Source organism: Pseudomonas sp. DR 5-09, assembly GCF_001655595.1.
GTDB lineage: Bacteria > Pseudomonadota > Gammaproteobacteria > Pseudomonadales > Pseudomonadaceae > Aquipseudomonas > Aquipseudomonas pharyngis.
The window spans coordinates 1646334-1659399 of the sequence record NZ_CP011566.1 but is presented as its reverse complement, the minus strand read 5'-3'; the positions used below and the strand labels follow the sequence as shown (position 1 = coordinate 1659399).

5 protein-coding genes are annotated in these 13066 nt (G+C 58.2%); 4 read left to right on the top strand and 1 reads right to left on the bottom strand.

Going from position 1 to position 13066, the window contains the following annotated elements:
- Positions 1-6: 6 nt before the first annotated feature.
- Complete coding sequence (recQ, locus tag PDR5_RS07465; RefSeq protein WP_064594263.1) at positions 7-2136, bottom strand: DNA helicase RecQ; 2130 nt, start codon at positions 2134-2136, stop codon at positions 7-9.
- Positions 2137-2413: 277 nt separating this feature from the next.
- Here recQ and PDR5_RS07460 point away from each other — a divergent pair, with 277 nt between their 5' ends.
- The 4 genes from PDR5_RS07460 (at position 2414) to PDR5_RS07445 (ending at position 12891) form a co-directional block, all read left to right on the top strand.
- Complete coding sequence (locus PDR5_RS07460; protein ID WP_064594261.1) at positions 2414-3001, top strand: UPF0149 family protein; 588 nt, start codon at positions 2414-2416, stop codon at positions 2999-3001.
- Positions 3002-3011: 10 nt separating this feature from the next.
- On the top strand, positions 3012-3407 hold the full coding sequence (locus tag PDR5_RS07455) for a YbaN family protein (protein ID WP_064594260.1): 396 nt from the start codon (positions 3012-3014) through the stop codon (positions 3405-3407).
- A gap of 229 nt (positions 3408-3636) precedes the next feature.
- Positions 3637-8442 (top strand): Ig-like domain repeat protein, encoded by a 4806-nt coding sequence (locus tag PDR5_RS07450; RefSeq protein WP_064594257.1) that lies wholly within the window; start codon positions 3637-3639, stop codon positions 8440-8442.
- Between the two features lie 231 nt (positions 8443-8673).
- Positions 8674-12891, top strand: a complete 4218-nt coding sequence (locus tag PDR5_RS07445) for a hypothetical protein (RefSeq protein WP_064594255.1) — start codon at positions 8674-8676, stop codon at positions 12889-12891.
- Positions 12892-13066 lie beyond the last annotated feature (175 nt).

The window sequence follows — 13066 nt, the reverse complement described above, 5'->3', positions numbered from 1 at the left end:
GCCCTCTCACATTTCAAACTCGGATTGCAGCGCAGCCCGTACGCAATACAGCACACCTTCAGGCACGCGACCGGCAAACAGCTCGGCCACTTCGGCGACCGACGGCAACTCGCCTTCGCCGTCAAGGAACGCATCCTGGACTTCGCCCATCAGGTCTTCCGGCAAATCCAGCGCCTGTTCCAGCGACAGCTGCTGCTTGCCGATGGCTTCTGCGAGCATGGCGTAAACGTTCTTTTCCGAGCACTGCAATTGACCGGAGATCTGCAACGGCGTCATGCCGGCGCGGGCCAGGGTGATCAGTTCGTGGCGCACGTCGGCCACGACTTTCGGCGCCTCGGCCTCGCCGCCGAGCACTTCGAGGAAGGCCTCGCCGTAGCGCTCCAGCTTGCGCGCGCCGACGCCGCTGACCCGGGCCATGTCGGCCAGCGAGGTCGGCTGGCTGCGGAGCATTTCCAGCAGGGTCGAGTCGGGGAAGATGACGTACGGCGGCACGCCGTGTTCTTCCGCCAGCTTGCGCCGCAGGGCGCGCAACGCTTCCCACTGTTCCCGTTCTTCGCCGCGCACCAGTTGGCTGGCCGGGCTCTTGCTGCCGCTCTTGGCGGAGACTTGCGGCTTGAGGTCGCGGCGCAGCTCCAGGCTCACTTCACCCTTGAGCAGCGGCCGGCATGTGTCGCTCAGACGCAGCCCGCCGTAACCTTCGTGATCGACATCCGCCAGGCCGCGAGCAACCAGTTGACGGAACAGCGAGCGCCATTCGCTCTCGCTCAGCGCCTTGCCGACACCGTACACCGACAGATGCTGATGGCCGAAGCTGCGGACCTTTTCGTTGTCCTTGCCCAGCAGCACGTCCACCAGATGGCCGACGCCATAACGCTGGCCGGTGCGGTAGATCGCCGACAGCGCCTGACGCGCAGGCTCGGTGGCGTCCCAGGTCTGCACGCCGTCGGTGCAGTTGTCGCAGTGACCGCACGGCTCCGGCATGTCTTCATCGAAATACGCCAGCAGCGCCTGACGGCGGCAGCGGGTTTCTTCGCAGAGCGAGAGCATGGCGTCGAGCTTGTGCTGCTCCAGACGCTTGTGGCGCTCGTCGCCCTCGGAGTTCTGCAGCATCTGCTTGAGCATCACCACGTCTTGCAGGCCGTAGGCCATCCACGCGTCCGCCGGCAGACCGTCACGGCCGCCACGTCCGGTTTCCTGGTAATAGGCTTCAAGGGATTTCGGCAGGTCGAGGTGAGCAACGAAGCGCACGTTGGGTTTATCGATACCCATGCCGAACGCCACGGTGGCGACCATGATCAGGCCTTCCTCGTTGAGAAAGCGCTTCTGGTGATAGGCGCGCAGATCGTTGGGCAGACCGGCGTGATACGGCAGTGCCGGGAAGCCCTGCTCGGTGAGAAACGCGGCCACCTCCTCCACTTTCTTGCGCGACAGGCAGTAGACGATGCCGGCGTCACTGCGCCGCTCGGCAAGGAACGCCAGCAACTGCTTGCGCGGCTGCTCCTTGGGCACGATGCGGTAGAAGATGTTCGGCCGGTCGAAACTCGAGAGGAAACGCTCGGCATTCTGCAGGTGCAGGCGGGTGACGATTTCTTCGCGGGTACGCTTGTCGGCGGTGGCGGTCAGGGCAATGCGCGGCACGTCGGGGAACATTTCCGCCAACTGCCCCAGTTGCAGGTATTCCGGGCGGAAGTCATGGCCCCATTGCGATACGCAGTGCGCTTCGTCGATGGCGAACAGGGCGATGTTCAAGCCTTGCAGGAACGACAGCATGCGCGGCTGCACCAGCCGCTCCGGCGCCAGATAGAGCATCTTCACTTCGCCGCGCTTGATCCGGTTGGCGAGGTCGCGCTGTTGCTCGGCGCTCAGCGTGGAGTTCAACGCGGCGGCGGCCACGCCCAGCTCTTCGAGGGTGGCGACCTGATCGTCCATCAACGCGATCAGCGGCGAGACCACCACCGCCAGACCGTCGCGCAACAGCGCCGGCACCTGGAAGCACAGGGATTTACCGCCGCCGGTCGGCATCAGGACAAGGGCATCACCGCCACTGGCCACGCGCTCAATGATTGCACCCTGACGGCCACGGAAACTGTCGTAGCCGAAGATGTCCTTGAGGACGCGTTGAGCCTGTTCGAGCATAAAAACTCCAAAAATCCACCGAAACATCCCTGCACAGGCTGGTTCAAGACAGCCGAGGCTGCTTTAAACAAAACGTAAGCGCGCATTGCATCGCGCCGTACACAATCAGCCGCGACACCGGCAGGGATCGCAAAGCGCGGCAGTATACCCGAGCCCTCCCCGGCAGAGGGCACCGCCGATAAGAAGCTTGTGCGGGCAAATCTGCCGTGCGGCTGGCTTGAGGGCTCAAGAAGGCCTAGAATTCCCGCATTGTTTATTCCCCCAAGGTAGCCCTTTAATGTCCTTCGCCGAGCAACTAACCCGCCTGCAAGTCTTCCTTGACGCCGACGAGCTGCATGAAGAGGCGCTGGACTACGTGGCCGCTCACGGTTACCTGACTGCGCTGTCGATCTGCGCCGACGTGGTGCCGGAGCGTGAATGGATCGACGCCCTGTTCGCCGAAGAGCCGCATTACAGCAGCGAAGCGCAGCGTGAAGAGATCGAAGCCACGCTGATCGGCCTCAAGGCCCACATCGCCCGCCAACTGGCGTCGGACGAAGAGTTCGAGCTGCCATGCGAGCTGGACCTGGGCGACGACCCGGACGATTCCGAACTGCGCGGCTGGTGCATCGGCTTCATGGAAGGGGTGTTCCTGCGCGAAGCGGCCTGGTTCGAAACCGCCGAAGAAGAAGTCAGCGAAATGCTCCTGCCGATCATGGTCGGTTCGGGCCTGTTCGACGAACAGCCTGAGTTCGAAGACATCGCCAAGGACGCCAACCTGATGGACGACATGATCGTGCAGATCCCGGAAGCCCTGACCGCGCTGTACCTGCTGTGCCAGGCGCCCGACGAAAAACCGGCAATCCTCAAGCCACGTCACCACTAAGATCCGGCCTATGGACAATCCCATAGGCAACCGCCCCCTGATGTTGCGCTACATCCTGCTGGCCATCGGCTGGCTGAGCGTGGCATTGGGGGTGATCGGGATTTTCCTGCCTGTTCTCCCCACTACCCCCTTCCTGCTGCTGGCAGCCGCCTGCTTCGCCCGCAGCTCTCCGCGTTTCTATCAATGGCTGGTCGAGCATCCCCGGCTCGGGCCATGGATCCGCGATTACCTTGATGGCAACGGCATACCGCTCAAGGGCAAGGTCTACGCGATCGGGCTGATGTGGGCGAGCATCCTGTTCTCGTGTTACCTGGTGCCGCTGGTGTGGGCGCGGGGGTTCATGCTGACCAGTGCGGTGCTGGTGACGGTTTATATCTTGCGGCAGAAGACGTTGCGCAAATCCTGATCTCACCCTGGCCTCAAGCTTGTCAAAGCGACGAACCGCTCATCGGAAACACCCGCCCACCTGTTATTTCTGACAGTAGCCAATTCCCTCGCTTCACGCCTTAAATCACTCCAGCCCCCGATCCACAGCTCGAACGTCCAGATGTGCGTTCATGCCCGGTAATCCCGTAACCGCCGGCAAGCCAGAACCCCTTGACGCCACTGGCGTACCCCTTCGGATGGAGTTGATCATGTTCACTTTTCGCCGATCCTTGTTCCCGAGTCGTAATGAGCTGCCCGCCCCGTTATCGGGTCTGTTCCCGCCCTACTTCGCCGACATGGTCATCCCGGTGCCGGGTGCCGACGGAGGAATAAACAGAAAAGCATACGAAGCGTTCGATGCAGGACTGTTTGCCCTTATCGACCCTTACCCGGAAATGGCGATTGGTGATTTGCTGGAAGTCTTCCGGGATGACAAAAAGGTCCGCGAACTCAAGGTCAAGGATGAGCACCTCAACCAGCGATGGTTCTTCTTCTTGCCCAAGGACGGGCTTGTACCGGGTCTCTTCACCTGCCACTACGTATTGACCCGGGCAGGCGAAACCAAACCCGACGACCCATCGGCCACATTGACGCTGTTGCTGGAAATCGACGACCCGGCCGGTGTCGACGAAGAGCCCTGGGATGATTGGCACTCGGAGCTGAAAAAGGTCGGGCTACCGCAGGATGTCATCGACAACGGCGTGACCAAAGAGTGGGCCGACAAAGGCGTGCCGATGACCATCACGCGTTATCCGAATATCGCGGTTGGCGACATCATCCTCGCAATGTGGGGCAGTGTATTTCTACTACCCCACGAGCTGACACAGGCAGAAGTGGAAGGCACCGCCGAAATCATCGTCATGGCCAGGCCGGAAGATATCCTGACGGCTGGCGACAGCGCCGCGATGAAGATCCAATATGACGTTTGCGATCTGGTTTACAACTGGAGTGTGAAGTGGTCAGAGGCGACTTCCGTGCCAGTTGATGCCGGGGTATCACGCCTCGATGCGCTCATCATCAAGGAAGCGGATGACGGGAGGATCATTCTTGCAGACCTGGACGCCAACCCTGTCACCCTGCAGATCCTGATCAAACCCAACGACGTCTTCACGGCCGGTGACACTCTCCTGATCACAGTGGTCGGCACGCCGATTCCCGGCAGGCCCCCTCAAACGTTTACCGTTGAAGTCATTGTCCGTAACCCGCCTTATATTCATGAAATCCCGGTTACCTACGAGTTCGTGAAACTCTTCGCCCAGGGCACCCTCGACGCTTCCTATGCGTTGCGTAAACAGGATGGCAGCCCAACGCTTTATTCCAAGCGTACGTTTGCCACGGTGATCGGCAATCCATCGCTGCTGCCGGCACCGACGATCAGAGAGGTAGTCGGGAACATTTTGCCCGCCTTGATACAAGCGGCATCGGTGGTAATCAGATATTCAGGCATCGCAAATGGCGATTTCCTGACGCTGATCTGGTTAGGTAAAAAATCCAACGACGATGACTATCTGCATGAAGAAGAGCATGCCGTGTCGGGCGAAGAGCAGAAGGCCGGCGAGGTGACGATCTACGTCATGGGCGAGCACGTCAAAGCCTTGGAAAACGGCAGTCTCAAACTTAAGTACCGGGTATTCAACGAAGCTACCGGCCACTACGGCACCAGCGAGTCCGAGTTTCTGCGGGTCAACGTGGGATCATGGCAGGCAACGCTTCCGGCACCCAAAGTTGAAGAGGCTCCGGAAGACATTCTCGACCCCTCGCAAACTGACAAGCTGGTTCATGTGCGGGTCTTGCCAGTGAACTGGGTCAAGGGCGATACGCTCACCTTCCACTGGATCGGGATCAACCTTTACGGCAGTACATCCGGCAGCGTGCCGATCACGTTGGCGACAGTTGGCCAACCGGTACGATTCCGGGTGGACAAACAATATGTCTCGGCCAACATTGGCTACTACGTGACCGTCATCTACACGTTGCTGCACGCTGCCACCGGAAAATACAGTTATTCAGCACCTCTTGAGGTGCTGGTCGGCATTCCTCTGGGCAGGCTGTTGCCACCTACGGTCGTACAGGCCCCTGGCGGTATTCTGAACCCAATGGATGGCCGCAACGGCGTGGACATCGATTGCGGCTACGCGACCATGGACGCCCTGCTCGACAACCTCGGATTGAAATGGCGGGGCTCGCCAGGCGCCGGGACTTCGGAAGACCTGGAGAAACCTGCCGAGGCCACCGGCACCGTGAGATTCCACCTGTCGCGCTCCTTTGTTGGAGCCAACATCAACCGTGAGGTAGCGGTCAATTACGACGTCCAACGCTATGGCTTATGGACCCCCTCGGAAATCCTTCCGCTGAAGGTTCTCAACTTCCAGAATCCAGAAACGGAACTGCCGCGGCCCGAGGTTCCAGAAGCGAAGTCAGGCGAGTTGCTGGTAATGGAGCTCACCGCGAACGCGAGGGTTCTGGTCAAGGCATGGCCTTTCATTGCGCTCAAGCAGTTGGTCTGGCTGTATATCGAAGGACAGGCCAGCACGGGCGACTATCGAATCGATCTGCTCACCGCACATGAAGTGAACTCAACACAGCTCACACAAGGGTTGAATGAAACCCTGCTCAAAACGGAATTGCTGAAGCTGCTGCACGGCTCCAACGCCACCGTGGTTTGCAAGGTCATTTTCGATAACAGCACGGATGAAGATGCCGCCATCGTTTTCCCGAAACTGCCGCTGGTCATCCGCCAGCACTACGAGTACGTCACGCCCGTCATCACCATCGTGAAAACGGCATTGGATACGGTCATTCCTGAGGCAGGTCAGACCTACGACAAGCGTTTGACGATCGAAGGGACAGCCACTCGGGCCGAGAAAGTCGATGTTCAAATCAATGGCGTACCCAAAGGTATGCCAACGGTGGATGCCAGCAGCGAATGGACACTGACGGTGGATTTGATTGAGGGTTTGCACCGGGTAGAGGCAATTGCCCAATACGACGCCGATGACAAGGTCAGCGATCCGCGTACCTTTACAATTGCAGTCGCTACGAAGCCAAGCATTACAGCCGTTACGGACGCCAGCGGCCCGGTTGATGACAACGACACAACCTATTTTACTGAGGTCACGGTATCGGTTCATGCGGATAGCGGCCAGACTGTGCAGCTTTACGAGGGTGCCACGGCGATTGGAAGCCCAATAACACTCGGCAACAATGGTGAAGGAAGTACAAAGCTGCAGAATCTGAATACAAAGACTTACCCGATCAAAGCCAAGGCAACTTATGGCGATCAGCTTGAGTCTGCTGTCCGGACATTTAAAGTAGCGGAAGCTACAGCTCCAGTCATATCCGAGGTTCGCGACTCAAATGGTGCTATCCAAAACAATGGCACGACATTTGATTCGCGTGTAACCATCATTGGCACTGCCATTCCCAACCAGCGGATACAGATCTACGACGGCACGACGCCAATCGCACCCGACACACTCGTCGACGACAAAGGGATATGGACCAAGACGCTGACCAACCTAAATCCCGCCGGGTACCGTATCCTGGCAAAGGGACTGTACGGCGCTCAGCCAGAATCCGGGGTACGAGTCCTCACCGTACTGGAAGCGTTGGCTCCTATCATTTCCTTGATCAACGATTCAAAGGGAGAAATCCTTCCCAACGGCACGACGTTCGACACCACCGTGACGGTTACGGGTACCGCGAGCGTAAATCAGCGAGTGCAAATCTACGATGACACAACGGCTATCACTCCCGATACACCGGTAGATGGCACGGGCGAATGGACAAAAACACTGACTGGCCTGAGAACCACTACTCATAAAATCAAGGCCAAGGCTTTGTACGGTACGCAACCGGAATCTGAAGTTCGAAATTTTACTGTGGCTGTTTCTACTACCCCTCGTATCGTTTCTGTAACCGATGCCAAAGGTTCCGTTGGCAACAATGGCACCACATACTCAAACGAAGTCACCGTAACAGTCAGTGCAGACAGCAATCAGCGTGTGCAGCTTTACAACGGTGCAGCGCCCATCGGTTCGCCGATAACACTGGGCAGTAATGGCAGCGCCAGCATTCGACTTTCCAGCCTCAGTCAGAGCACTTATGTCCTAAAAGCCAAAGCACTTTATGGAAATCAGCTTGAGTCACCTGCCCACTCATTTACAGTCAGGGCCCACCTCACCACCACCCTCACTTCGATCCGGCATTCAGGCGGGGAGCTGGGTAATGGCGGCAAAACAACAGACACTTCGGTAACCGTGACCGGGGCGGCAACGCCGTTGTACAGCGTGCAGATTTTTCTCAACAACGTGGGGGGGCAAACCGTGCCTGTCAACGGGAGCGGTGTCTGGTCACTCTGCCTCGGCATTCATCTGGGCTCGAACACGGTTTACGCGAGATCGGTTGCCAACAATCAACAGACCGAGTCGCGCAGCTTTACCAGGGAGAATCCGCTAGCGCCGTTGAACTTCAATACCAACCCGGTCACGTTGGGTGGCAAGACCTATATCATTCCGGGCAGCCCCAATGTTCTTCCCGCGTTCAATTCGGGTAACTCGGTGCGACATCAAGCCTCCGGTGGCCGCCCAGGCTACACCTATACCTCCAGTATTGAAGGTGTAGCGGTGGTAGATACAACAGGGCTTGTCACCGTGCGTGGCCGGGGAACAACCACCATCACTGCCACAGATGCAGCCTACCAATCCAAGAGTTACACCGTGACGGTGACGAACGTGATCCAATGTTTCGGCTATGGGAATGCAACCTGGACGCAAGCCAACTCAAGCGTCGCGTCGGCAGGTGCGCGGATCCCGAGCATGGCGGAGCTATACGAAATACATGCGGCCTTCGGGAATCGATGGCCCATGGGAAACCATCATTACTGGTCAACCGATCCCAGCAACTTTTGGTGGCCCCTGCCGGCCAGAAAAACTTTTTACCTTAATTCGGGAGGGGAAGGTGCAGCCAAGACACCACCCTGGAATGACTACTCCAACGTGGTCGGCATCAAATAAAAGGTTGAGTACCTGTCGAGAATGAAACGTTGTAGTTGATTCATCTCTGGAGACCGCCCCTACAAACTGCGCCAACTTGCGGAGGTAGGGGCGGTCTGCCAACACCTATCGATTCCCTGTTTACCGCTCGTCTAAATCCCTCCTTTACCTGTCAGATCTGACAGTAGCCAAATTACCCGTTTGATCGCTCAATCACTCCACCGTCCATATCTTTCGGCAGGAGTTCCCGTCATGCTCGTCCAACCCAAAAAAGCCATCGGCACACTCGCCCTGCTCGACCCAGACATCCCCGGCGCCAAGCAGCTGCCGAGCGGAGAATGGGCCATCAACCGCGCCGCCGCACTGCTCAACTCTCCCACTCATGGTCTCAAGGTGCAGATCCCGGTCTGGTCGAACAAAGATCTGGCCGACAAGGTCGAGCTGCTGCTCAACAACCTCCCGGTCGACCATCAAATCGTTACCCAGGATGCCGAAAAGACCCAGCGCACCACCCTGTTCGTCGCACCGGGTCGTTTTCAGAGCGGCACGTGGGATCTGGCCTACCGGGTGACGCGCTACAACCAGGCGCCAGAGCCTTTTACGCCACCGCTCAAACTCAAGGTCAAACTGGAAATCCCCGCCGGCCAGGACACCGATCCCGGGCAGGGTCACTCCAACCTGCACATGGAGTTCAGGCCGTCGGAAATTGTCCAGGACGGTGTCGACAAGGACACCGCCGAAAAAGGCGTGGACGTTCTGGTCGTGGCCAAACCCGGCAGCGGCTCGAACCTGCCTTACCCCGAAATCGCCGTGGGCGACGTGAGCTGGGTAAGCTGGGGCGGCAAAAGGGTGCCGTCGGATCCGGTCACCCAGGAGCAGATCGACGACCCGCTGAACAACCCCATCATCATCCACATCAGCAAGGACGTCATCCTTGCAGCCAGCGACTCAGGGAGCGAAGGGCTGGCGGTGTCATTCTTCGTCAGAGACTTTGCAGACAACGAATCCGAGGACTGGTGCAAGGAAACGCGCATCGTCGTCGACACCGGTAACTCGCGGCTGGATGCGCCGATTCTTGAGCAGGCCGACGGGAACGAACTCGACGTCGATCAGTTGGATAAAGAGCCATTGTTGCTCCAGGTTTATGCAGCATCATCCGTTGACTACAACCAGGGCGACACCATCATCATGCACTTGCAGGGCACCACCCTCGACGGCGAAAGCATCCAGGTCGATGCCCGCCAGACCATCAACAAAACACCACCGCTGGTGGTCGAGGTGCTGATGGACAACGACGGCGCCCGGGCATTGGCAAAAACCCAGAGTGTGTTTTTCTTCGACCTGGAACGTGACGGCAGCATTATTCAGCGCTCCAGAGGCCGCTTCATCAATATCATCGGCGAGCCCAAACGCCTGGCAGCGCCCAAAGTCGAAAGTGAGGTGGGAGGAGCGCTGAATCCAGACTTGCCGAACGTGATCGTCCGCATCCCCTACGATCCGCTGATCACCCCGGACAACGCCATTGAAATTCACTGGAGCATTGCCCTTCCGGATGGCACCGTTTTCGAGCCCGAGCTGGACTGGATCTCTCCGACCCAACAGGAGGCCGATGACCCCGAGGGCTTCATCGTCCCCATTTCAGGCCCCAAGTACCTGAAACCCGGCGAAGGCGGCACCCTGGTGGTGTCGTACGACGTGCTCAGCGAAGGCGAGAACGACGAGATCGTGCGCAGGCCTTCCCCGCCAGCCTCGCAATTGAACATCGGCGAGCCGAGGCTTGAGCTGGTTCCGGCCATCCTGCTCGGTGAAAAGGACGGTACGTTTGAACCCGAGGATTTGCCCAACGGCATCAGCAAAGTCACCTGCCCCAACCCCGTGAACAATCCGACCCTGCCCAAGGATGTGGTGCACTGGCAATTGTATGATGCCCAGGACAAGTTGCTGTTCAAGGACGACAAGACCCTCAACTCAATGAGTGCCGGCAGAGACGTGACATTCCTGCTCGATGCGGCGTTTGTACAGCAGCATTTTGAAGCCCATCGCGGTGAACAGTTGAGGGTCCGCTATCACATCGATCGGAATGCGACGGGCAAGCCCAGTTATTCGAATCCGTTGGAGTTCAGTGTTGGCGTGAAACTCGACCTGAAGCCCCCGAAGATCAAGGAGGCCCCCGATGACACTCGCCTGGACCCGATCGACGCCAAGGACGAGTTGACCGCCGTCGTGGACTACGTCGTCATGGCGCTCGATGATGAAATCATTGTCACCTGGAGCGGAGCTGCGGAGACGCCGCCAGGCGGTTCACACACCGCGCCGAAAAAAACCGTCACCGTGCTCGGTCCGCAGGAGATTCCACTGGCCAACAGCGTGGTGGCCTTCAACCTGAACAAGTCGGTGAGCGTGAGCTACACGGTCAAGCGCGGCAGGCAGGACCCGCAACCGTCAGAGATTCGTTCGCTGACGGTGCTGGCGATCAACCACCAGGATGACCGTCTGCCGATGCCGACCATCGACGGCGCCCCGGATGACATCCTGGATGTGCATGCGCTGCCGAACGGCGCGCGCACCCGCATCCCGCGCTGGCCGCTGATCGCTCTGGGCCAGAAGCTTTGGCTGGTTTACGAGGGCATCAACGCGGTCGACGGCAGCCGTTACACGAAAAGAACCTACGATGCCACACCACTGCCAGCGGATGGCTTGCCCAACGGCATGCTCCCACACGCCCCTGTGGCAGATCTGCAGAATCTGCGTCACGGATCGACCCTGAGCATCCACTTTGATGTCACCTTCGACGGCAGCACCGAGCACGCCCGCGTGGTGAACTTCCCGGTGCGCACCTACACCATCAAAGCCATCGAGGACAGCAAACCCGCGATCACCTTGGTCAAGGGCTCACCCAGCGGGGACGAGATTCCGCCGGACGGACTCACCGTGGAAACGGCCGTGACCCTGACGGGCACGGCCAGCAAGGGTCAGAAAGTGCAGATTCTGGATGATGACGACGATAAAGGCGAAGCAACCGCAGACCCGGTCACCGGGGTCTGGAGCAAAACGGTCTCCGGGCTGGACATAACACCGCACAGCTTCACGGCCAAGGCGTTGTATGGTTCGGGGCAGGTCTCGGATCCGCGGACCTTCACCGTGACCGCTGCCACTGCGCCAACCATCACCTCGGCTAAAGGCTCACCCAGCGGGGACGAGATTCCGCCGGACGGATTCACCGTGGAAACGGCGGTCACCCTGTCGGGCGTCGCCGCCAAGGGCCAGAAGGTCGATGTGCTGCTGGGTAGCGTGCCCAAAGGTCAGCCCGTGGCCGATCCGGGAACCGGCATCTGGACCCTGCTGGTGACCGGCCTGACAGCCGTGCTTCACAGTTTCACGGCCAAGGCGTTGTATGGTTCGGGGCAGGTCTCGGATCCGCGGACCTTCACCGTGACCGCTGCCACTGCGCCAACCATCACCTCGGCTAAAGGCTCACCCAGCGGAAACGACATTCCTCCCGGCGGGATCACCGTGGAAACGGCGGTCACCCTGTCGGGTGTCGCCGCCAAGGGTCAGAAGGTCGATGTGCTGCTGGGCAGCGTGCCCAAAGGTCAGCCCGTGGCCGATCCGGGAACCGGCATCTGGACCCTGCTGGTGACCGGCCTGACAGCCGTGCTTCACAGTTTCACGGCCAAGGCGTTGTATGGTTCGGGGCAAAGCTCGCAGGAGTACAAACTGACCGTAACGGCTCTGGTCACGCCGACCCTGGACAATGTACTGGACGCCGACAATCGGGAAGTGCCGGAAGGCACCGAAACCGTCAGTACTTCTTTGAAACTCAGGGGAACAGCGAGCAAGGGCCACGAGGTTGAAATCTATGATGGCAGTGGCCCGAGCGCTGTACCCAAGGGCAAAGCAAAGGCCGATGAAACGACGGGAATCTGGGAACACACGATTGACGTAGCACCGGGCGACCGTCGTTTGTCTGCTAAATCGCTCTATCACGGTGCAGATATCTTTTCGAACCCGCGAAACCTGAGGGTCGTGGTTCCGCCGACTTATGAAAATTTTGAGACTGGAACTATTGGGGCTTATCCAGTGAATAGCGTATTAGACTTTCCCACCATGACGGTAAAAGTGACCAACGACAATTTGAATATAGCTTTGGCAACCACCAATGTTTACTCACCACAAGTCACTTTCAAGTACCTCTACCTCAACGAAAGAACAGACTTAAGAATAACTTTAAAATCTTCAGCAAGTCGCATCAGCATCGGAGCTGTAATCAATGGAGCCGGTGGAAGCTTGGTAGATTTTTATTATTACGACGAGAATGATGACCTGATTACTCTTGCATCCTCAGCTATTGGGATTAAATGGGTTGAATATTCCGCACCAACCGGCAAAAAAATAAAGTATTTGGGCATTAAAAATAAAGCAAACCCCCATATACAAATATTTTTGGACAACTTTACAATAACTTATTAAGGGTAAAAGGGGGACGCATTTATATAATAGCCCCAACCCTGAATCCCACGCTCCCGTTCAACCGGGAGCGCGTTTTTTTTTCGTTCAATTCAAGCCAACACGCTTGTTGAAGTATGTTTAAAGTTATGTCCGCAAAGCCACGCAACCTTGCGCCTTTGCCTACGCATCCGCCAGA